The sequence below is a fragment of the Haemophilus sp. SZY H35 genome (genome assembly GCF_018829705.1).
GTDB classification, from domain to species: domain Bacteria; phylum Pseudomonadota; class Gammaproteobacteria; order Enterobacterales; family Pasteurellaceae; genus Haemophilus; species Haemophilus haemolyticus_K.
In genome coordinates, this window is the sequence record NZ_JAHKJZ010000005.1 from 1 (window position 1) to 23,809 (window position 23,809).

General features: G+C 39.1%; 14 protein-coding genes. 4 read left to right on the plus strand and 10 right to left on the minus strand.

Annotation, left to right across the window (positions count from 1 at the left end; genetic code table 11):
* The 5 genes from KP710_RS08305 to KP710_RS08325 all read right to left on the minus strand — a co-directional run.
* Positions 1-5,207, minus strand: a 5,207-nt coding sequence (locus tag KP710_RS08305) for an ESPR-type extended signal peptide-containing protein (RefSeq protein ID WP_288144775.1), incomplete at its 3' end; no start/stop codon positions are given.
* Between the two features lie 635 nt (positions 5,208-5,842).
* Positions 5,843-5,938, minus strand: a complete 96-nt coding sequence (locus KP710_RS08310; RefSeq protein ID WP_080351522.1) for a methionine/alanine import family NSS transporter small subunit — start codon at positions 5,936-5,938, stop codon at positions 5,843-5,845.
* Between the two features lies 1 nt (position 5,939).
* Positions 5,940-7,457, minus strand: a complete 1,518-nt coding sequence (locus tag KP710_RS08315) for a sodium-dependent transporter (protein WP_048952906.1) — start codon at positions 7,455-7,457, stop codon at positions 5,940-5,942.
* 166 nt (positions 7,458-7,623) lie between these two features.
* Positions 7,624-9,975, minus strand: a complete 2,352-nt coding sequence (gene lptD / locus KP710_RS08320; protein ID WP_140523277.1) for an LPS assembly protein LptD — start codon at positions 9,973-9,975, stop codon at positions 7,624-7,626.
* A gap of 62 nt (positions 9,976-10,037) precedes the next feature.
* Positions 10,038-11,333 (minus strand): NAD(P)/FAD-dependent oxidoreductase, encoded by a 1,296-nt coding sequence (locus tag KP710_RS08325; RefSeq protein ID WP_140523282.1) that lies wholly within the window; start codon positions 11,331-11,333, stop codon positions 10,038-10,040.
* 141 nt (positions 11,334-11,474) lie between these two features.
* Here KP710_RS08325 and KP710_RS08330 point away from each other — a divergent pair, with 141 nt between their 5' ends.
* Positions 11,475-12,527 carry an extracellular solute-binding protein gene (locus KP710_RS08330; protein ID WP_140523286.1) on the plus strand — a complete coding sequence of 351 codons (1,053 nt, stop codon included), beginning with the start codon at positions 11,475-11,477 and terminating at the stop codon, positions 12,525-12,527.
* 71 nt (positions 12,528-12,598) lie between these two features.
* On the opposite strand, the gene hslU is transcribed toward KP710_RS08330, so the two are convergent.
* Both hslU and hslV read right to left on the minus strand, forming a co-directional pair.
* Complete coding sequence (hslU, locus tag KP710_RS08335) at positions 12,599-13,927, minus strand: ATP-dependent protease ATPase subunit HslU (protein ID WP_140523291.1); 1,329 nt, start codon at positions 13,925-13,927, stop codon at positions 12,599-12,601.
* Positions 13,928-14,034: 107 nt separating this feature from the next.
* Positions 14,035-14,556, minus strand: coding sequence for an ATP-dependent protease subunit HslV (gene hslV, locus KP710_RS08340; protein WP_048952902.1), 522 nt, complete (start codon positions 14,554-14,556; stop codon positions 14,035-14,037).
* Between the two features lie 215 nt (positions 14,557-14,771).
* Here hslV and aphA point away from each other — a divergent pair, with 215 nt between their 5' ends.
* Complete coding sequence (gene aphA / locus KP710_RS08345) at positions 14,772-15,479, plus strand: acid phosphatase AphA (protein WP_048952901.1); 708 nt, start codon at positions 14,772-14,774, stop codon at positions 15,477-15,479.
* A gap of 68 nt (positions 15,480-15,547) precedes the next feature.
* Here aphA and secB read toward each other — a convergent pair whose 3' ends face one another.
* Together secB and KP710_RS08355 are read right to left on the minus strand one after the other, a co-directional pair.
* Complete coding sequence (secB, locus tag KP710_RS08350; RefSeq protein WP_048952900.1) at positions 15,548-16,057, minus strand: protein-export chaperone SecB; 510 nt, start codon at positions 16,055-16,057, stop codon at positions 15,548-15,550.
* A gap of 13 nt (positions 16,058-16,070) precedes the next feature.
* Positions 16,071-16,517 (minus strand): rhodanese-like domain-containing protein, encoded by a 447-nt coding sequence (locus tag KP710_RS08355; RefSeq protein WP_048952899.1) that lies wholly within the window; start codon positions 16,515-16,517, stop codon positions 16,071-16,073.
* Between the two features lie 220 nt (positions 16,518-16,737).
* On the opposite strand from KP710_RS08355, the gene ansB reads away from it, so the two are divergent.
* On the plus strand, positions 16,738-17,787 hold the full coding sequence (gene ansB / locus KP710_RS08360) for an L-asparaginase 2 (protein ID WP_048952898.1): 1,050 nt from the start codon (positions 16,738-16,740) through the stop codon (positions 17,785-17,787).
* A 158-nt stretch (positions 17,788-17,945) separates the two neighbouring features.
* Positions 17,946-19,268 (plus strand): anaerobic C4-dicarboxylate transporter, encoded by a 1,323-nt coding sequence (locus tag KP710_RS08365; RefSeq protein WP_048952897.1) that lies wholly within the window; start codon positions 17,946-17,948, stop codon positions 19,266-19,268.
* A 198-nt stretch (positions 19,269-19,466) separates the two neighbouring features.
* Here KP710_RS08365 and rpoC read toward each other — a convergent pair whose 3' ends face one another.
* Positions 19,467-23,735 (minus strand): DNA-directed RNA polymerase subunit beta', encoded by a 4,269-nt coding sequence (gene rpoC / locus KP710_RS08370; RefSeq protein WP_048952896.1) that lies wholly within the window; start codon positions 23,733-23,735, stop codon positions 19,467-19,469.
* Between the last annotated feature and the right edge of the window lie 74 nt (positions 23,736-23,809).

The following is a 23,809-nucleotide window of genomic DNA, read 5'->3' on the forward strand; positions in this document are numbered from 1 at the left end:
AACTGTTTCACATTCACCGCATCATTGTCATCCTCACCGGCTGCCACATTAACGATTTTGTTTTTACCGTTATCTAAGCCGTTAGCGGTCAAGGTAACGTTGGTTTTGCCCGCCTCTTTAGCTTTAATGGTTACACCGCCATCAGTTACAGTGGTATTGCCAATCGTTAATGAGCCTGCATTGGTTAAATCAACGGTGTTGTTTAAGGCAAAGGTAAAGTCTGCACCATCACGTTTTACGCGTAAGTTTTTGCCTGCTTTCAGGGTTAGCTTATCGCCCGCTGACATTGCTTGACCGTCAGCATTATCTGCATCATCAGTCTTATTGGCATCAGTCACTTCGTCAGTAGTGTTGCTTGCTTTAGCGAACCATTTGGCTGAGTTAATCATATTAGCCACATTTTCAACGGTGGTGACTTTGGTCTTATCTGCATCTGTTTTCGGTTTAACCTGACCAACCTTTTCTGTGCCCGCTTTGTTTTCTTCTGTTACAGCGGTAATTTCACCTTTTTCGCCAGCACCCAATGTTGAGCTGACGGTAACCGTACGTTTTCCGCTTGTACCCTCAACTTTTACGGTTGTGCCTCCGGTGCCAACAAAGCTAACTTCATCACCTGCTTTAACAATACCTTTTGAGGTGCTGCCTTCAGAGATTTTCCAGCCGCTATTGTTCACTACATCCACAACATTTTGAATGGTTGCCACGCCATCTTTTGTTGGTGCTTCAAATTTACCTGTGAATGTATCTGGTTGTGCAGGTGGTACTGTAACTGTCGCGGTGTTCACATTGAACTTCACAACACCATTATCATCAACTTCCGCTGTGGTATGTGTGCCGTTGGTAAAATCAAGACCGTTTTCGAGCGTAACTTTCTTCGCGGTACCTTTATTCGCTTTGTAGCTTAAGTTTGTTACTTTCGCTGCTTCTTCGCCACTGAACTTGATATTTACATCATCACCTGTTGCTTCAGTGGTGACAACCTCGTTGCCCGCAGCCGCTTTCACATTAAACTTAATACCATTAGCTGTGCTAAGTGCTTTCTTCGTGGTTTCTCCAGTATTACCTCCTAAAGAGACCTTGTTATCGAATTTCTTGTTAACAATATCAAGTTGCTCTTCTGTTGCGGCACGACCAGATTTAGCGAAGTTGGTGCCATCCAATGTTTTATTGGTTAAACCTGTGATGTCACCAGTTTTACCATCTAATTTGATTGGACTATCGCCTGTAACATTCACGATGCCATTATCTTTAAACTCAACTTTGCCACTACCTGCTGTATTAGTGATAGAGGTAATTTCAGTTAAGTCACCTTTAACATCTACGGCATAGGTTTTGCTGTTGTCAGTTGAATCATCTCCAGGTGTGACAGTAGTGTTTTTACCATTAACTACTTTCACTGCAGTTTTGGCAATATTTTTCACAGCACTTTCTTTAACGGAGATGTTATAAGTTGCACCTTTAGCACCTTTACCTGCTTCAGCAGTCGGGTCAACTTCTACAATGTTGTTATCACCATTAGTCACATCTGCTTTTCTAACTGTTTCAGTTGAGATGCTATCATTCAACTGTTTCACATTCACCGCATCATTGTCATCCTCACCGGCTGCCACATTAACGATTTTGTTTTTACCGTTATCTAAGCCGTTAGCGGTCAAGGTAACGTTGGTTTTGCCCGCCTCTTTAGCTTTAATGGTTACACCGCCATCAGTTACAGTGGTATTGCCAATCGTTAATGAGCCTGCATTGGTTAAATCAACGGTGTTGTTTAAGGCAAAGGTAAAGTCTGCACCATCACGTTTTACGCGTAAGTTTTTGCCTGCTTTCAGGGTTAGCTTATCGCCCGCTGACATTGCTTGACCGTCAGCATTATCTGCATCATCAGTCTTATTGGCATCAGTCACTTCGTCAGTAGTGTTACTTGCTTTAGCGAACCATTTGGCGTTATTAACCGCTTTTACTACGGTATCAACAGTGGCAAGTTTACCTGCATCAGTTTTTGACGGCTCTAGCGGGTCTTTATGAATTGTAACTTGTCCTTTTTTACTATTACCTTCGATGTTTGTTACTGAATCTACATCTCCGGTATTTGCAGTAAGCTTATTACCATCAGAGTCAATTTTTATTGTGGTGTTATCTACGTTTACATCATAGCTAATGGTTGCCCCTTCACTTGCTTGAGTTACAACCTTGGCTTTGGTAGCATTGCCTGACTGAAAGTTGACGTAATCACCTGGGTTGATTAAAGCTGGAGTCCTGCCATTGTTGTATAAATTCCAACCTGTTTGATTGACTTTATCGGCCACATCATAAGCAGTAGCTAAGGCATATTTATTAGTCGCATCTCCTGTTGGTACAACAAATCGACCTGTAGGGGTAGCTTGTTTTGTTTCATCTATTTTGGGGGTTGCTATACCTTTGTCATCTACGGTAATTTCAACTGGATGTTTTTTCTCGGTGTTAATTTCTGCTGTGACTGCTTTAAATTTAATTGTAGATAAGCCACTAGCTTCGGCGGAATATTCGATTTCAATGCTTTTATCTGCATTGGTGAAATTAACTTTATCACCTGGATTTACAAGGCCAACTGTTGTACCTTTTGCTTGCACCTTCCAACCGCTTGCATTGATTGCATTAGCCACATCAGTCGTTGTAGCTAAACCTTGTTTAGGGGATGATGATTTGCCATCCGTCGTAGAGAATGTTCCTTGTTTAGTACCGATTTCTAATTTACTATCACTTGCTTTGGTTGTAATAAAATCATTTGTTGCGCCGACAACAGATAAACGTTGATCATGTAAACGTACATCACCTTTTGTATTGTTGTCACCTTTGAAGGCAAGGTTCACGGATTTTAATTGCGCTACATTTACAGCATCATCATCTGCGGTACCTGCAGCTAGATGATTGATTTGACGGGTTTTGCCAGTATCGCCAATAGAAAGACCCGCTAAAGTAGAAGTGCGGACATTTTGAACATTATTCTTTAGATTATTATATTTATTAGTGCGGGCTCCCTCTACATCTTGAGATGCATCAAAGCCAGATTGACCTGAAGCTGAAGTTGCAGTTGTTTTTGATTCTGAGCCTAAAGCAATACCATTGGCGATGTTTGCTTCGGCGCCTGAGCCAATGGCAACAGCATGTTCAGCACTCGCAGTAGTTTTATTTTCTCCGTGTTGTCTACTTGAGCCAAGTGCAATAGCATTATTTGCTGAGGCGGTTGCATCTTGACCTATTGCCAAAGAACGGGATTTGGCTGCATTAGCTGCGTATCCAATACTAACCGCACTTGCTTCGGAAGCGTTAGCATTGTAACCAATAGCTGTTGTTCTAACATCTTTTGCTTGTGCGCCTGGTCCAATGGCGGTGTTATTGGCTCCTAAAGCCTTAGCTCCTAAGCCTAAACTTACGGCACTAGAGCCGGTAGAAGAAGCATCTTTACCAATCGCAATTGCATCTATTACTGTGGCACCATCATTATTTTCATTTCCGCCTTTGCTAGAGTTAACAGAGAAATATTTAATATTTTTCTTCGTATGGAATTTTAAGGTTTTTCCATCTGTACCTACGCGTTCTACCTCAATGGTGTCTGTGTCTTGGAAGGTTACGGTTTCATCACCTTTTACTAAAGCATCGGTTTTACCTGCTTCGGGATTACCATTTTCCTCTACATCACGCAATTTCCATTTTGTAATTTCTTTTACACGATCGGGATTAAGATTTAAATTCCAAACGGTTTTATTAGGATCATGTGGATCTGGATGAGTAACCGTAATATCGCCATTTGGTGAAACAACATCATAATGTTTAATCGCTCCAGCAACAGCTTTTAATTGTGCAACGTTTACAGCATCAGAATCGGCGCTACCCGCAGCAACATTAATAATTTGGCGAGTATTGCCAGAATCCCCTACAGAAACCGCACCTTTGTTACCTTTTATAGTATTTTTAATTAGATTTAATGCTTCAGGAGTATCCACTAAACGTACTGGTGCATAAACACTGTTTTCAGTATTAAATCCTGTGCTTTTGCTAGGATCGCTAGTATTAATAACAATTCCATTTTGACTGCGTGCAGTACGATCAGCAACAGAATCATCACCCAGTGCCACACCGCTATCTACTTTAGCGTTAGCACCTTTACCTAATGCAATAGATTGGTTGCCAGTTGCTACCGAACCACGACCTAAAGCGGTTGATTCTGTGCCATTCGCTGCCGCACCACGCCCCACCGCTGTCGCGTTTTCTCCATTTGCTTGAGCAACGGGACCAACAACTGTAGCATCTTTTGCAGTTACTACCGCCCCCTGACCAATAACTAAACTATTTTCAGACTTATCTGTTGCTTTTGTGTCATTACCAATAGCAATCGTATTGTTAGCTTGAGCTTTTGTGCTATTACCAATAGCAATCGCATTTTCCGCCGAGGCAGAGGCGTGGGAACCTGTCGCAATAGATTTTTTACCTGTTGCTTCGGAGCCATCACCATAGGCTGCTGATGCCTCGCCAGATGCAAGCGTTGAGGGGCCCACGGCAGTTGCCCAAGAGCCCGTTGCTTGCGCGCCATTACCTCCCGCAAAAGCATTCGAATTATTTGCTCTTGAGCCTTCACCCACGGCGCTAGCCCCGCTTCCCCAAGCCTGAGCGTCTCTACCTAAGGCTACAGAGCTCTCACCTTGAGCTTGAGCTAAGGCGCCGGCTGCTAGGCTATTTGAGGCGGCTGCGTTGGCTACATAACCTAATGCTGTTGATTGATTTCCAGTTGCTTTTGCTTGGGCACCATAGGCACTTGAATATTGTGCGCTTGCTAAAGTTACTCGACCAACTGCTGTTGCTCCCTGTCCTTCTACTTTAGTTTGTTTACCAATAGCTATTGCACTTTCACCTGTCGCATTTGTGTGGCCGCCTACTGCAATAGAGTATTCACTATTTGCTTTAGCTGAATCACCGACAGCGATTGCCCAGCGGTCTGAAGCGGTTGCTGGAGCATCACCTCCTGATCTTGTGATTGCAATGCCAGTCTGATTCTGCACAAAGTTCGTTGCAGCTTCAGCATCCCCAACAATAGCTCCAGCAGAAACTGCCGCTAAAACTACCGCACTTAATGTTTTACTTGATTTTGTTTTGCCTTTTGCACGGCTAAGTTCGGAAACGGCAACCCATGTTTGTGTGATCGTATTCCAAATAACTTTATAGATATGATTCATATTGATAATCCTATATTAATTTAAATGCACGCTCTCAGGCGTGAGATAAGTGAAAAAATAAAGGCTCGGGAAAAGCATATAAATACCTTTATATTGCTAAGGAAAATAAGAAATAACAGAATGTTTAAATTTCCACTCTGAAATTCCATCTTAAGAAAGATTAAAACCTAAACCTAGAACTCGTTAAGATTGTTAATAAGTGAAATGAATGTATTTTCTTTGATGCATTAAATGCAATATATGTGGTTAATAAATGATAGGCAACATTCCATGTTGCGTTATTCAGATGAGACATTTTTATTATTCTTAAAAAGAAAGGAACTTATCTGTCAAAGATAAATACAACTAAAAAATTAATGACTTCACTCCAATAAGTTAACTTGCCCATTAATAATCCAAACTAGGTAGAGACAAGTTAAAGATTGGATCGGATAGATATTCTACATAATATTAATGGAAATGAAAATAAGAAATTTATAAATTAATGTAAAGATTCGCTTTTTTAGATAAACCCCTACGGCATGAATGGATTTTATGCTCCTTCCAATAATAGGATATGAGTTAAACTGATGTTATTAAATTATCAAGCGAGCTAAAAAAATAACCGCACGATTAAAGTGCGGTTAATACTATCTTTATTTTTCTTTAGGTAAGCGTATCAAGGCGTAGATAAAGCCGCCCCAAATAACACCAAAAGCCACAATCATCATAATAATTGCACTCAAACTCATTTTACTCTCCTTTTTTTTCATCAAGGATTAATTGGGTATCATTTTTCCATTTTAAGCGAGAAAGCATAAACGCCACAATTAATAAACTGATTGCCATTCCCCAGCCAAAAATATTGACAAACCAGCTTGGGTATCCTTCATATCCTTCAGAGAAGACTTTGGCCCCCTCACTAAATAACATAAATGCTAAAATACCTGTGGTCAGCACAATACATAAACGCCAGAAAAAGCCAACTTTGAAAGAAGAGGTTTCATTTAAATGATCGCCCAATAACCCTAATTTTTCATTTGCCACAATTGCAATTAATGATACAAATGCAACAGCAACAATACCAAAATAGTTCACGAATTTGTCAAAGACATCCAACATTGGCAATCCTGTTGTCGTACCAAATAAGAGCACTGAAACCAGCATCATTGGTACACCCACGATAAAGGTTACTTTCACACGGCGAACACGCAGCTTATCTTGAATAGCAGAGATGATTACTTCAATAACAGAAATGAAAGAAGTCAATGCTGCAAACGTCAATGAACCAAAAAACAAGACACCTAATACTTCACCAAATGGTGCTTTGTTAATAATGGTTGGAAATGCAAAAAATGCTAAACCAATTCCGCCTTTTGCTACCTCACTTACTTCTTGGCCTTGTGCCGTTGCAATAAAGCCTAATGCCGCAAAAACACCTACGCCTGCTAACACTTCAAAACTACTATTTGCAAAACCTACTACTAATCCACTTCCGGTTAAATCTGATTCTTTTTTAAGATAAGAAGCATATGTCACCATAATTCCAAAACAAATTGAGAGAGAAAAGAATATTTGTCCATATGCGGCAATCCATACACTTGGATTAGATAGTTTTGACCAATCTGGTGTAAATAAAGCATCTAAGCCTTTTTCCGCACCAGGTAAAAATAAGGAATAAATAACCAAAGCCATAAACATAATGACTAACACCGGCATTAATACCGATGAAACTTTTGCAATGCCTTTTTGTACACCAAGTGAAAGTACACCGAGGGCAATAATCCACATCGCAATTAATGGGCCGGTGACCATTCCCACAAACTCAAAACTCACCCCATTTTTGATGTCGCCCATTTTCAGAAATTCACCAATGAAAAAATCGATCGGTTTATCTCCCCAAGCACCATTAATTGAAAAATAGGTATAACTTGCAGCCCAGCCAAGCACAACAGCATAATATAAGCCAATGATGACATTCACCATCATTTGCCACCAGCCAAACACTTCAAAATGTGGACTAAAACGACGATAAGACAATGGTGCCCCACCACGGTGACGGTGCCCAATCGCATAATCTAAAAATAAAAGAGGAATCCCTGCAGTTAATAATGCAATAAGATAAGGGATAATAAAAGCGCCCCCACCATTTTCATAAGTGGTATAAGGGAAACGCCAAATATTACCAAGGCCCACCGCTGAGCCAATGGCAGCCATAATAAACGCGTTACGACCAGAGAAGGTTTCACGCTTTGGTGCAGATTGCGCCATAAATTGTTCCTATAAGTTAGAATGAAAGCTGTCAATATAATGAAATCTTGACATCAGTCAATAAAAGAGATGAAAGTGCGGTGAAATTTATACTAATTTTTAGTGAAAGTGCTTTCGTTTAAAAAAATGAAAAACCGACAGCAATCGCTATCGGTTTTAGAATGAATTATTCAAGGCTAAATGCACGGATATAAGGTAACTTACCTTTTTCGAGCATATCATCAATGCCATTTTGGTAATTATTTGTACCTAGACCACGTAATTCTAAGGTAAAACCTATACCATGATCATAAAGCACAGAATCCTCATCTTGATGTTGACGGCTTGTCACATAGCGTCTTGCACCAATTCCGGCAGCCCAACAACAAGTGTTATATTGAATACCAAGATATTGTTCAACAGGTTTTTTAAGTGCGAGATCATGATAATATTTGCCCACAACCGACCAGTTATCTGAAACTTCCCATGCAGTAACAAGCCCTATCTGCTGAATATCTTGACGATAAGCATTTGCTGATCGCCCTAAATTTTGATCAATATAATTTTGACTAGCGTAACGATAATTTAATTGGATTAAATTATCCTTTTTAGGATTATATTCCAATGATGTATTCGCTAACGATGTTGCGTGCGTATTCGTATCATATTGATAACTGCCACGCCAACGCCAATGATCACTCATTTTCCAGTTAGACTCTAAAGCCCAAGCTGATGACGATGTTGGCGTTTTATTTGCGGGGTTATCATCAATACGTGAATCATTTAAATAATAAATTTGACCGGCTGATAAATTAAAGCGTTCATCACCCGCTTTATCATAAAAGCGAGTTGTTCCACCTAATGTCATTTGATTCGCAGAGGAGATTCTATCTAATCCACTGTAACGGCGATCACGGAAAAGCGAATAATAATCTTGCTGTACCAATGCGGAATCATAACCAAATCCTAAATAATCACTCGTACGTTGTTTTGAACCAATATTGCTTTGATCACGATAAGGGCGATATAAATATTGAATGTGTGGTTCAAAAGTTTGAGTGTAATCTTTTAAGAAAGTGGTGTCCCGAGCTAATACAGTTTGTAAATCAAACTTAAATTGTGGAATGACACGATTTATGTTTTTCTGAACCTCTTCCGCATTCACGCCAGAACCCTTTTTCTGTTCATAACGTGTGCCATAAAGTTTAGTTTCTACTTTCAAGCCACCATATTCATTTGACATTGATGAAGCTAAACTTGGTTCAATGTGAAAACGCCATGCCGTTGGCATGAGATCACTGTCATTATCAAAACGTACAGCTTGAGAATACCATTTAAAATCTAACCATCCATTAGCTAAATCATGTTTGTAATAATTAAAGTCCATTTGTGGCATCGCACGATAAGGACCAATAGATAGATTTTCATCAAAAACTTGGAACTGGCGCGCTGAAAGCGAGAAATTATAATTAGGTTTATAGTAAGCAATTCGCGCATACTGATCTGCATAGCCATCTGTGCTGCTACCGTATTGTGAATCAAAGTCGTTAAAGTAACGTTTATCACTCACTCGTGTATAATTTACATTAAAACGCCAGTTTTCTAAGAAGCTTGAACTGTGATTCCAATAGAATAAATGGCGTTTACGCTTATCACTAATATATTCATCATAACGATCTCGGCCTAGATATTCTCCTGCAACTTTTCCTTCCCCTATAGAGGTTAAATAGCGAAATTCACCATTTAATTGCCAACCACGATGCGACATGTATTTAGGCGTAACCGTCATGTCGTAATTCGGTGCAATATTCCAATAAATCGGTTGCATATACCAGAAGCCATCACGGCTAGATGAGCCACCACTTGGAATCAATAATCCCGAACGACGGCGATCACCAATTGGTAATTGCAAATAAGGGGTATAAAAAACAGGCACGCCATGCACTTTAAAACGTGCATGCCACATTTCAGCATATTCTTCTTTTACATATTGACGGATTTCTGATGCATCTACCGCCCAGGCATTATCACCTCGTAAACAAGAGGTAAATGTGGCATTTTTCATTATACGGTAATCATTTTGTAAATTGATATGTTCTGCCTTGCCTCTTCCTTGTCGCCCAACCAATTCATAATTCGCATTTGTGGCATGGCCGTCATGGCTATCTAAATTAAAATCAGCATTTTTCCCCAGCATATTAAGTTGATTATCTTTATAATCAAATCCACCTCGTATATAGGCAAAACGCTGTGGGGCTTGATGATTCCCCAATTGTTTCACTTCAACAGAATCTGCCATTAAGTGGCGGTTTCCCTGTCTTACATCTACGTTACCTTGATATACGGCCTGTGTAGGCTGATTAATCTCTGCATCATCAGCTTCAATATAGACGGGTAAGGTATTTAAGTCCCCCTGTACCACTTCGCCAGTAAAGTGTGGTACCCCCATTAAACATTGATCACGTAAATCCGCCATACTCTGCTGACTGTAAAGTGCGGTGAAAATAGCAAGAGAAACTAAGGTTTGATTTTTATTCATAATGCCGTTCTGCTGTAAAAAATATCTACGATTATACGGGAAAAATGTGTTTCCGAATATTATTAACGATAACGATCTAAAAATTTGTAATATTGAACACCAATCTTTGTTGCAAGATCTTTGATAATTCGACCACCATAAACAGAAGGGACTTTCAGACTTTCAAAAATAGATAAGCGTTCATCATCACCTAAAATTGCCTCGGCTACAATTCGTCCCGCAAGACCTGTCAAAGCCACACCATGACCAGAATAACCATGGGCAAAATAAATGTGCGGAGAAATACGACCAAAATGTGGCGTTGAATTTAACGTCATATCAATCGGGCCAGCCCAGCCATAATCGATTTTTACATTTTCAAGTTGTGGGAATACGCGCAACATATTTTTCCGCATAATCTCGACCATATTTTTTTCTGAGCTAGAATCACTACCAAAGAGCAAGCGATTGTCAGCACTTAAACGATAATAGTCCAATAATAAATTGTTATCGCACACCGACATGCCATTATTAATGACAGAATCAGCAACCGCTTGGCTTAACGGCTCTGTGGCGACAATAAAACTTTCCACAGGTAATATTTTACGATTAATGCCGTGGTGAATAGATTTCGGGAGCGCATCAATATAAGCATTGGTGGCTAAAATAACGTCTTGAGAAATCACCGCACTTTTAGCTGTTTTAACCTCAACGCAACCATTTTTCTCAACCATATCCACTACAGGAGACTGTTCAAAAATCTGAACGCCAAGATCGACACAAGCTTTCGCTAAACCTAAGCAATAATTCAGTGGATGTAAATGCCCTGAGTTACTATCAAATAAGCCTCCCACATAAATATCACTGCCTAAGTGCTGTTTTAATTTAGCTTTATCCCAAAGTTGCATATTCTGATAGCCAAAATTCTCATGACTTTCTTTTTCAATTTCAATTAAGTCATCCATTCGGCGTTCATTTAATGCCAATGTGGCATAGCCTTTTTTCCAGTCGCATTGAATGCCATATTTTTCAATACGCTCATCAATAATATCAATGGCCTCTAATGACATATTCCAAAGTTTATGCGCTTTATCTTCGCCAACTTGTTTAACGTATTCATCAATGCCTTCTTCAAAGCCATTAATTGCCTGCCCACCACTACGACCAGAAGCACCAAATCCTACTCGAGCACCCTCTAATACAATAACTTTTTTTCCTTTTTCCGCTAGTTCTAATGCTGCAGATAAACCAAAAAATCCAGCCCCGATCACACATACATCAGCATGTTCAATTTGAGTTAACGGCGGGAATTGAAAATCTTGGTTACGAGAGTCGAAATAATAAGAGCGAACGTGTTCTTGATAGGCAAAATTAAGCATAAAAAATCTCTTAGGAAAAAACTGGGAAAATCTTACCCCGAAAGGGAAATATGTCAAACCTTTTACAAAAAAAATGCTATACTGCGCGCGCGCAAAATTTGTGCGTTTTATGATGAACGATAACCCTCGGAGGTCAATAAATTGAAAAAATTCTTTGCTCACTCACTCAAAAATCTTTTCCTTTCCACCACCGCACTTTTCGCGGCATCCGCTTTTGCCAATAACAAACTTTATGTCTATAACTGGACAGACTATGTGCCTTCTGATTTAGTCGCACAGTTCTCTAAAGAAACCGGCATCGAGGTGATTTATTCTACCTTTGAAAGCAACGAAGAAATGTATGCGAAACTCAAACTTACTCAGAATACTGGTTCTGGCTATGATTTGGTGTTTCCATCAAGTTACTACGTAAATAAAATGATTAAGGAAAAGATGCTTCAACCGATTGATCAAAGTAAATTGACCAATATTCATCAAATTCCTAAACATTTATTAAATAAAGAATTCGACCCAGAAAATAAATATTCATTACCTTACGTTTACGGACTTACTGGTATTGAAGTTAATGCGGATGAGATTGATCCTAAAACCATCACTAGCTGGGCGGATTTATGGAAACCTGAATTTAAAGGTAAAGTTCTTATGACCAGTGATGCGCGTGAAGTGTTCCACGTAGCATTATTACTTGATGGTAAATCGCCAAATACCACCAATGAAGAAGACATCAAAACAGCTTATGAGCGTTTAGAAAAACTTTTACCAAATGTGGCGACCTTTAACTCTGATTCGCCAGAAGTCCCTTACGTACAAGGTGAAGCAGCAATTGGTATGATTTGGAATGGTTCTGCTTATTTAGCACATAAAGAAAATCCATCTCTTCAATTTGTGTATCCCAAAGAAGGCGCAATTTTCTGGATGGATAACTATGCGATTCCAACTACAGCAAAAAATGTTGAAGGCGCGCATAAGTTCATTGACTTCTTACTTCGTCCAGAAAATTCCGAAGTTGTAGTAGAACGCATGGGCTTTTCTATGCCAAATGAAGGAGTCAAAGCATTACTCAGCCCAGAAGTTGCCAATGATCCTAAACTATTTCCACCAGCATCAGAAGTAGAAAAAGGGATTATGCAAGGTGATGTTGGAGAAGCTGTCGATATTTATGAAAAATATTGGAGCAAATTAAAAACCAATTAATTTCTTAATTTAAAAAAGCAAAAAAGTGCGGTGAAAATTCACCGCACTTCTTGTATCAGAAAAGAAAATACTTAAAGGATAAAACGACTCAAATCTTCATTTTCAACAACGTCATTTAATGCTTCAGAAACATATTTTTCATCTATCACAATTTTCTCCCCCGCGCGTTCACTTGCGTCAAAAGAAATTCCGTCCATTAAACGCTCTAATACAGTATGTAAACGACGAGCACCAATATTCTCCGTTTTTTCATTCACTCTAAACGCTGATTCTGCAATTTTACTAATTCCATCTTGAGTAAACTCAACTTCCACACCTTCTGTTTTTATTAACTCACGATATTGCAATGTAAGTGATGCATTTGGCTCAGTTAAAATACGCTCAAAATCTTCTTTCGTCAGGGATTTCAATTCCACTCGGATTGGCAAACGACCTTGTAATTCTGGCAATAAATCAGATGGACGTGCTATTTGAAATGCACCAGAACAAATAAATAAAATATGATCCGTTTTTACCATACCATGTTTAGTATTCACGGTTGAACCTTCGATAATCGGTAATAAATCACGTTGTACGCCCTCACGCGAAACATCACCACCTGAATGCTCACCTTTTTTACAAATCTTATCAATTTCATCAATAAATACGATACCGTTTTGTTCTACCGCATCAATGGCTTGTTGCTTAAGCTCTTCTGGATTGATGAGCTTTGCCGCTTCATCATCTATTAAAACTTTCAACGCCTCTCTAATCTTCATTTTGCGTTTTTTAGTCTTCTCGCTACCTAAATTTTGAAAAAGCGACTGCAATTGACTTGTCATCTCTTCCATACCTGGAGGCGCCATAATTTCTACCCCCATTGATACTCCAGCAGATACATCAATTTCAATTTCTTTATCATCTAACTGCCCTTCACGTAGTTTTTTACGGAAGATTTGACGCGTACTAGCATTATCAGAATCCTGTACATTTCCCCACTGATCTTTTGCAGGAGGAAGTAACACATCTAAAATACGATTTTCTGCAGCATCTTGTGCACGCATACGATTTTTTTCTACCGCTTGTTGGCGAACCAACTTCAGGGAAACATCCGTAAGATCTCGGATAATAGAATCTACTTCTTTACCGACATACCCCACTTCAGTAAATTTGGTCGCTTCTACTTTGATAAATGGTGCATTAGCAAGTTTCGCTAGGCGACGTGCAATTTCTGTTTTACCTACGCCTGTTGGACCAATCATTAAAATATTTTTCGGCGTTACTTCTTGACGAAGTTCTTCAGTTAACTGCATGCGGCGCCAGCGGTTACGCAATGCTATCGCCACTGCACGCTTAGCCTCATTTTGTCCAATAATATGTGCATCTAATTCAGAAACGATTTCACGAGGAGTCATTGACATAAATTATCCTTTATATAATGAAAATGTAGGAGAAATGCTTTTATTAACATGGATCACCATTTCATATTTGTATATGAAATTCGATTTTCACACCTACATGAGTAAGTTTATACTTCTTCAATAACGTGGTTATGGTTACTGTAAATATCGATATCACCCGCTATTTTTAGCGCTTCCGCGACGATTTCTTTTGCGGTTAAATCATTTTGAGTTCTAAGCAAGGCAAGTGCAGCAGCTTTTGCGTAGTTACCACCAGAACCGATAGCCAACACATCAAACTCGGGCTCAATTACATCACCAGAACCCGATACAAGTAAAAAATCGCTGTCATTTGCTACAATCATCATGGCCTCTAGTTTGCGTAATGAGCGCTCTGTACGCCATTCTTTTGCCAACTCCACCGCAGATTTAACTAAGTGTCCTTGATGCAATTCTAATTTTTTCTCAAATAAGTCTCGTAAAATAAAAGCATCAGCAGTAGAACCAGCAAAACCGGTCACTACTTTATCTTTATATAAACGGCGCACTTTACGTACACTTCCTTTTTCCACACAGTTACCAAGTGTTGCTTGTCCATCTCCACCAATTGCCACTTTGCCATTTTTACGAACACATACAATCGTTGTCATTGTTCTATCCTTTATTAAATAAAAGTTTTTCGTTATATGGTGATGAATTATCAGAATTCAAGTTAAAATATATATTGTATATTTATTCATCAAAAGAAATTAAAAAATGTGATCATGATCATATTTTAACATCGAAAACGATTGCTTCTAATTGATTGACGCAATAAAAAGCGTATTATGACGCAGATTTTAAACCCAACCTAGAAGGATTCTCTATGAAAAATTTAATGAAATTATCTTTAGTGGCATTGTTAACTGCCGCTGCGATTCCCGCCATGGCTGGCAAAACTGAACCTTATACACAATCTGGTACAAATGCGCGTGAAATGTTGCAAGAGCAACCAATTCACTGGATTTCAGTAGATCAAATTAAAAAAGAATTAGAAGGCAAAGGCCCAATTAATGTCAGCTTTGATATTGATGATACCGTACTTTTCACCAGCTCTTGTTTCTATTATGGTCAACAAAAATATTCTCCAGGTAAACAAGACTATTTGAAAAACCAAGATTTCTGGAATGAAGTTAACGCGGGTTGTGATAAATATTCCATTCCAAAACAAATCGCTGCTGATTTGATCAAAATGCATCAAGAACGTGGAGACCAAATTTACTTTATTACAGGTCGTACTGCAGGGAACGTGGATGGCGTAACACCTGTATTACAAAAAGCGTTTGATATTAAAAATATGCACCCTGTTGAATTTATGGGCGGACGTGAACGCACAACTAAATACAACAAAACCCCGGGCATTATTGCGCATAAAGTTAGTATTCACTATGGCGACAGCGATGATGATGTGTTAGCAGCTAAAGAAGCGGGTATTCGCGGTATTCGTTTAATGCGTGCAGCAAACTCAACTTATCAACCAATGCCGACTTTAGGTGGCTACGGTGAAGAAGTGTTAATCAATTCAAGCTATTAATTGACCGCACTTTAACAACAAAAAAGGCAAGTTAGGATTCCTAGCTTGCCTTTTGTTTTACCACTTAATTAGTGCTTAGTTTGACCTTCTTCAGATTTTTCTTCTGCATTTTCTGCTTGTTGACGATTCATATATTCAACAAACAATGCATCAAAGTTTACTGGAGATAAATTCAACGCAGGGAACGTGCCGCGATTGACTAAGTTAGACACTAATTCACGCGCATAAGGGAAAAGCATATTCGGGCATTGAGAAGTTAAACAATGCGCCATTTGAACATCTTCTAAACCGCTAATAGTGAATACGCCCGCTTGTTTTACTTCACAAATAAATGCGACATCACCACTATCTTCAAGTGTAGTTTCAACAGAAATGTTTAATACCACTTCATATAAGTCATCACCAACTTGGGTTGTTTCGGTGCTTAAATCAAAACCAAGTTTTGGTTTCCATTCTTGTTGGAAAATATGTGGAAGATTTGGTGCTTCAAAAGACACATCTTTCACATAAATACGTTGAATTTGAAGAACGGGTTGTTGTTCTTCTGTTACTGCAACGTCTTGTTTTTGTTCTGACATTTTCTATTCCTTATTATTTATGTTTTTTAACTAAAGGTAAATTTGCCGCTACCCATGCAGAAATGCCTTCTTTTAACACAAACACACGATTAAAACCTTGTTTCGCTAAAAGTGCAGCTGAAGCTGGTGTGGAAACACCGTTAATATCTACCAACACAATTGCTTTCTCTTTGTGTTGTTCAATTTTACCGATGTTTTGATTTTTAATTTCGCTTGGAAGTAAATTAATGCTATCAATGATATGACCACGTTGAAATTCTTCAATACTACGTAAATCCACCACAATAGCCTCATCCGCATTGATTAAACGAATAACCTCATTGTGAGTGATGACTTTAAATTTACTCGTTGCGCCTTTATAGAAGGTATAAATTACCATCACGAAAATCGCAAACCAAGAAACCGCTAAAAGAGAATGTTTTTGAGCAAACTCTGTTGCCATTGGGATAAATTCTTGCATTGTTTTCTCTACTAATCAAGTACGTCAAAATAGGGCTCAAGTATAACCGCACTTGGGTTATCTTTCAAAAAAATTATGCTTAAATTCCGTACTTGTATAAAGGTTATACAATCAACAAAAAATTATGTGATCGGGATCATAAATTTACATTTTCATTATTCAGAATAGCTCAATTTAGTTAGATGATTAGAAAGTAATTTTTATTCATTAGGAGAAATCTATGAAATTAACTAAATTAGCCTTATGTACTTTATTTGGTCTAGGTATTTCAATAGCAAATGCAGCAAACTTGCCAAATATTACAATCTTAGCAACGGGTGGTACCATTGCAGGAAGCGGACAAAGTTCGGTAAATTCTGCATATAAAGCTGGACAATTAAGTATTGATACTTTAATTGAAGCAGTACCAGAAATGAAAAATATTGCCAACATTAAAGGTGAGCAAATTGTAAAAATAGGTTCACAAGACATGAATGACGAAGTCTGGCTAAAACTTGCAAAAGCCATCAATAGTCAATGTAAAAGTACTGATGGATTTGTCATTACCCATGGTACAGATACCATGGAAGAGACAGCTTATTTCTTAGATTTAACCGTAAAATGTGAAAAACCGGTTGTTCTCGTAGGAGCAATGCGTCCAGCAACAGAAAAAAGTGCTGATGGCCCATTAAATCTTTACAATGCAGTTGTCGTTGCAGCAGACAAAAAATCGAGTGGTCGTGGCGTTTTAGTCGCAATGAACAATGAAGTACTAGGTGCTCGTGATGTCACAAAAACCAGTACTACCGCAGTGCAAACTTTTCATTCACCAAATTATGGTTCTCTAGGCTATATTCATAACAGCAAAGTGGACTATGAACGTTCCCCAGAAAGCAAACACACCATCAACACTCCGTTTAATGTAGAAAAATTAAATAGCCTACCAAAAGTGGGGATTATTTATGCTTATTCAAATGCACCAGTTGAACCATTAAACTCATTACTCAATGCTGGCTATCAAGGGATTGTATCTGCTGGAGTTGGCAATGGAAATGTTAATGCTGCACACTTAGAGCGCTTAGAAAAAGCCGCAAAAGATGGGGTCATTGTAGTCCGTTCTTCTCGTGTACCAACTGGCTATACAACTCGTGACGCTGAAGTTGATGATAGTAAATATGGCTTTGTAGCATCAGGTACTTTAAATCCACAAAAAGCCCGCGTACTCTTGCAATTAGCTTTAACTCAAACTAAAGATCCAAAAGTAATTCAACAATATTTCGAAGACTTCTAAGAGCAATTGTAAGAAACAAAAGTGCGGTTAGAAATAACTGTACTTTTGACTACAATTTATTGATCCATGTTATGGAATCGATACCTATTTGTTGCTATATTAGTCGCTGTTTTAACAAATAAAACAAAGATGTTTTTTTAATTAACTTAGGGGGCAGTATGTCTGCAATGTTCTTACTACAATTTGCCATCGTATTATTGTGTATCTTTGTGGGTGCACGTGTAGGTGGTATCGGTTTAGGTGTATTTGGTGGTTTAGGCCTTGCTATTCTTTCTTTTGGCTTTGGTCTAAAACCAGCAGGTTTACCTATTGATGTTATGTTTATGATTATGGCTGTAGTGGCAGCGGCGGCAGCAATGCAAGCAGCCGGCGGTTTAGACTACATGATCAAAATCGCAACCAAAATCTTACGTCGTAATCCTAAACACATTACGTTTATCGCTCCAGCAGTAACTTGGTTATTCACTTTCTTAGCGGGTACTGGCCATGTAGCATATTCTGTATTACCAGTTATCGCTGAAGTGAGCCGTCAAAACGGTATCCGTCCAGAACGTCCAATGTCAATGGCGGTAATCGCATCACAATTTGCTATCGTAGCAAGCCCTATTGCGGCAGCTGTTGTAGCGGTCGTGGCTTACCTTGAACCTCAAGGCATCCATCTTGGCGATGTATTGATGGTAACTATTCCTTCAACCATCTTAGGTATTTTTATTGCTTGTTTATTTGTAAACAAAATGGGTAAAGAATTAAAAGATGATCCGGAATATCAACGTCGTTTAAATGATCCAAAATATGCAGATACTTTTGCTTCTACCACTTCAGTCAAAGAAGTAGAAGTGGGCAAAACAGCTAAAATTTCTGTTTCTTTATTCTTATTTGGTTCATTACTTGTTGTAATCATGGGTGCGGTTCCATCTTTACGTCCAGTATTTGATGGTAAACCAATGGGGATGGCACACACTATCGAAATCATTATGTTAGCGATTGGTGCGTTAATTATCTTAACTTGTAAACCAGATGGCACTGAAATCACTAAAGGTTCTGTATTCCACGCAGGTATGCGTGCAGTAATCGCAATCTTCGGTATTGCATGGTTAGGCGACACGTTAATGCAAGCGCACATGACAGAAGTAAAAGAAATGGTGAAAGGCTTAGTTGAAACTGCACCATGGGCATTCGCTTTCGCACTATTTGTACTTTCAGTATTAGTAAACAGCCAAGGCGCAACAGTAGCAACATTGTTCCCACTTGGTATCGCATTAGGTATCCCAGCGCCAGTATTAATCGGTGTATTTGTGGCAGTAAATGGTTACTTCTTTATTCCTAATTACGGTCCAATCATTGCATCCATTGACTTTGATACTACGGGCACAACCAAAATTGGTAAATATATTTTAAACCATAGCTTTATGATTCCTGGTTTATTAAGCATGCTTTTCTGCTTATTAATCGGTTTAGGTCTTTCTCACATTCTTCTTTAAGATGTGATTCAATAACAATCCTCCTATATATTGAATTTTGCTTATCAGATTTATTCATTATATAGTGAGGATTTTTCTATTTATCATTCACTTAAACTATTTCCCGTCATACAAATAGCATATAACTTTTATAACCAAACTTTGAGTAGCTATAATAAAAAAGCCCCTTTCGGGGCTTTTTTCATCTCATTTGGAAAATTAATCTTCCATTTCTGAATTTAATAATGCAGCAAGATTTTGTGTAGCATCATCTGCGATCATTTCAAATTCATCAGCGATATCAGCATCACTTGCGAAAGCAGAAGCTACATCTTCCGCTGCTAACGTTGCTAAATCAGCCGCTTTTTGACGATTTTTAACTCGGCTTTGATGATACGCAAAACCTGTACCCGCTGGGATTAAACGACCTACAATTACGTTCTCTTTCAAGCCACGTAATTCATCACGTTTACCTGCCACTGCTGCTTCGGTAAGAACACGAGTAGTTTCTTGGAACGACGCTGCTGAGATGAAGGATTCAGTCGCAAGAGACGCTTTAGTGATACCCAATAATTCGCGTTCAAACTCAACCGGTGGTTTACCTTCTGCTTCACGTTGACGGTTGATGATTTTCACGCGAGCAACTTCGACTTGTTCCCCTTCTAGGAATTCTGAGTCGTAAGCTTTGGTAATTACTGCCTTACGTAACATTTGACGAACGATAACTTCGATATGTTTATCGTTGATTTTTACCCCTTGTAAGCGGTAAACATCTTGTACTTCGTTCACGATGTATTCAGTTACTGCACGCACGCCACGTAAACGTAAAATATCATGTGGTGTTTCAGCACCATCAGAAATTACGTCTCCACGTTGTACCATTTCACCTTCAAATACGTTGAGCTGACGCCATTTTGGAATCATTTCTTCGTAAGTCTCGCCTTCCGCAGGAGTAATTAATAAACGGCGTTTACCTTTGGTTTCTTTACCGAAAGACACGATACCAGAAATTTCAGCCAAGATAGCTGGTTCTTTTGGTTTACGTGCTTCAAATAAATCTGCAACGCGCGGTAGACCACCGGTAATATCTTTAGTACCCACAGACTCTTGCGGAATACGTGCTAATGGTTCACCCACTTTTACTGCTGCGCCATCGTCTAAACTTACGATTGCTTTACCCGGTAAGAAGTACTGTGCAAGAACATCAGTTTCAGGTAAGAAAATATCGTTACCATTTGCATCAACCAATTTAATGGTTGGACGTAAATCTTTACCAGCAGTAGCACGTTCACCCACATCTTGAACCACGATTGATGATAAACCTGTTAATTCATCGGTTTGACGCGTTACAGTTAAGCCATCAATAATATCAACGAATTTCACAAAACCAGATACTTCAGAGACAACTGGCATTGTATGTGGATCCCAATTTGCGATAGTTTCTCCAGCCGTTACATCTTGACCGTCACCTTTGCTTAACACCGCACCGTAAGGCACTTTATAGTGTTCTTTAGTACGACCAAATGCATCGGTAATAGTTAATTCAGTATTACGAGAAGTTAATACTAATTTACCTTCATCATTAGTAACGAATTTTGCATTCATTAAGTGTAATGTACCAGTGTTTTTAACTTGTACACTCGATTCTTTTGCTGCCGCAGACGCCGCACCACCGATATGGAACGTACGCATGGTTAACTGTGTACCTGGCTCACCGATAGATTGAGCAGCGATAACACCTACTGCTTCACCTTGGTTGATGAGGTGACCACGAGCTAAGTCACGACCATAACATTTCGCACATACACCAAAATCAGTATCACAAGTTACAACAGAACGTACTTTTACGCTGTCTACAGAGTTTGCATCCAACACATCACAGAGTTTTTCATCTAATAACGTGTTACGAGGAATTAATACTTCTTCTGTACCTGGTTTTAAAATATCTTCTGCAGCTACACGACCTAACACTAATTCACGAAGTGGAACTTTTTCATCACCACCTTCGATTAATGGGGTCATGACTAAGCCTTCGTGCGTACCACAGTCATCTTCTACGATCACTAAGTCTTGTGCTACGTCAACTAAACGACGAGTTAAATAACCTGAGTTCGCTGTTTTTAATGCGGTATCCGCCAAACCTTTACGCGCACCGTGGGTTGAAATAAAGTACTGTAATACGTTCAAACCTTCACGGAAGTTTGCTGTAATTGGGGTTTCAATGATCGAACCATCTGGACGAGCCATCAAACCACGCATACCAGCTAACTGACGAATCTGCGCTGCAGAACCACGAGCACCAGAATCAGCCATCATAAAAATACTGTTAAAGGATGCTTGTTTTTCAGGATTACCTTCGCGATTGATGACTTCTTCCTGAGATAAGTTTTCCATCATCGCTTTCGCTACGCGCTCATTTGCCGCTGCCCAAATATCAATTACTTTATTATAGCGTTCGCCTGCAGTCACAAGACCTGATTGGAATTGTTCTTGGATCTCTGCCACTTCTTCTTCCGCAGCAGAAATAATTTCGTATTTCTTCGCTGGAATTTCCATATCATCAATACCAACTGATGAACCTGAACGTGCCGCATAAGCAAAACCGGTATACATAATTTGGTCAGCAAACATTACCGCTTCTTTTAAACCTAAACGACGATAAGCTTCGTTAATCAGTTTAGAAATGGCTTTTTTACCTAATGTTTGGTTGAACAATGAATAAGGCATACCTTGTGGTGCAATCATCCATAAAATCGCACGACCGATAGTTGTATCAGTAAGCGTGGTTTTCGCATCAAATTCGCCAGCTTCATTCTTCACATATTCAGTAATACGTACTTTCACGCGAGAATGTAATTCTGCTTCACCTGTACGATATGCTTTTTCAGCTTCGCGAGGATCTTGCAATAACATGCCTTCGCCTTTACCGTTCACTTTTTCGCGGGTCATATAGTAAAGACCTAATACCACGTCTTGTGATGGAACGATAATAGGATCACCGTTTGCTGGTGAAAGCACGTTGTTGGTTGACATCATCAATGCACGAGCTTCTAATTGAGCTTCAAGCGTTAATGGAACATGTACCGCCATTTGGTCACCATCGAAGTCCGCGTTGAACGCCGCACAAACGAGTGGGTGCAACTGAATCGCTTTACCTTCGATTAAGATCGGTTCAAACGCTTGGATACCCAAACGGTGAAGTGTTGGCGCACGGTTCAATAGAATTGGGTGTTCACGAATAACTTCTGCAAGAATATCCCAAACGATCGCATCTTCACGCTCAACCATTTTCTTAGCCGCTTTGATTGTCGTTGCATAACCACGGCTTTCTAATTTAGCGTAGATAAACGGACGGAATAATTCCAATGCCATTTTCTTAGGTAAACCACATTGGTGTAAGTGCAAGTATGGACCTACAGTGATTACAGAACGACCTGAATAGTCAACACGTTTACCTAATAAGTTTTGACGGAAACGACCTTGTTTACCTTTGATCATATCCGCTAATGATTTTAATGGACGACGGTTAGAACCCGTAATTGCACGACCACGACGACCATTATCTAATAATGCATCAACAGATTCTTGTAACATACGTTTTTCGTTGCGCACAATAATATCTGGCGCAATTAAATCTAATAAACGTTTTAAACGGTTGTTACGGTTGATCACGCGACGATATAAATCGTTCAGATCTGAAGTCGCAAAACGACCACCATCAAGCGGCACTAATGGACGTAAATCTGGTGGAAGAACTGGTAATACAGTCATTACCATCCACTCTGGTTTATTACCAGATTGAACAAATGCTTCTAATAATTTTAAGCGTTTAGTGATTTTTTTACGTTTAGTTTCAGAGTTAGTTTCTTGTAATTCTTCACGTAATTTTTCACATTCAACTTCAAGATCCATACCTTTTAAGAGATCTTGAATCGCTTCAGCACCCATTTTCGCCTCAAATTCATCTTGCCAACGATCTTCAGCATCAAGGTATTGTTCTTCAGTTAATAATTGACCGCGCTCTAAATCAGTCATACCCGGTTCGGTCACAATGTACATTTCAAAGTAAAGTACACGTTCAATATCGCGCAATGGCATATCTAAAAGTAAACCAATACGAGACGGCAATGATTTTAAGAACCAAATATGTGCAACTGGCGATGCAAGTTCAATGTGGCCCATACGTTCACGACGAACTTTAGTTTGGGTAACTTCAACACCACATTTTTCACAAATCACACCACGGTGTTTTAAACGTTTATATTTACCACATAAACATTCGTAATCTTTTACAGGCCCGAAGATACGCGCACAGAAAAGACCATCACGTTCAGGTTTGAACGTACGGTAGTTAATGGTTTCAGGTTTCTTCACTTCACCAAATGACCAAGAACGGATCATATCTGGGGAAGCTAACCCAATTTTAATCACATCAAAATCTTCACTGGTTTTTGATTGTGCTTTTAAAAACTTAACTAAGTCTTTCACAAATGTTCTCCTGTCGGAGTTAAAGGTTTAAAGTGCGGTTGAAAATTTCGATGTTTTTCCACCGCACTTCGGCG

What these genes read in the sequence shown, in the direction of transcription:
- KP710_RS08365 (WP_048952897.1), top strand. Translation starts at nt 17,946, where the DNA reads ATGTCTGCAATGTTCTTACTACAATTTGCCATCGTATTATTGTGTATC.
- hslV (WP_048952902.1), bottom strand. Translation starts at nt 14,556, where the DNA reads ATGACAACGATTGTATGTGTTCGTAAAAATGGCAAAGTGGCAATTGGT.
- KP710_RS08325 (WP_140523282.1), bottom strand. Translation starts at nt 11,333, where the DNA reads ATGCTTAATTTTGCCTATCAAGAACACGTTCGCTCTTATTATTTCGAC.
- secB (WP_048952900.1), bottom strand. Translation starts at nt 16,057, where the DNA reads ATGTCAGAACAAAAACAAGACGTTGCAGTAACAGAAGAACAACAACCC.
- hslU (WP_140523291.1), bottom strand. Translation starts at nt 13,927, where the DNA reads ATGTCAATGACTCCTCGTGAAATCGTTTCTGAATTAGATGCACATATT.
- lptD (WP_140523277.1), bottom strand. Translation starts at nt 9,975, where the DNA reads ATGAATAAAAATCAAACCTTAGTTTCTCTTGCTATTTTCACCGCACTT.
- KP710_RS08310 (WP_080351522.1), bottom strand. Translation starts at nt 5,938, where the DNA reads ATGAGTTTGAGTGCAATTATTATGATGATTGTGGCTTTTGGTGTTATT.
- KP710_RS08315 (WP_048952906.1), bottom strand. Translation starts at nt 7,457, where the DNA reads ATGGCGCAATCTGCACCAAAGCGTGAAACCTTCTCTGGTCGTAACGCG.
- aphA (WP_048952901.1), top strand. Translation starts at nt 14,772, where the DNA reads ATGAAAAATTTAATGAAATTATCTTTAGTGGCATTGTTAACTGCCGCT.
- ansB (WP_048952898.1), top strand. Translation starts at nt 16,738, where the DNA reads ATGAAATTAACTAAATTAGCCTTATGTACTTTATTTGGTCTAGGTATT.
- KP710_RS08355 (WP_048952899.1), bottom strand. Translation starts at nt 16,517, where the DNA reads ATGCAAGAATTTATCCCAATGGCAACAGAGTTTGCTCAAAAACATTCT.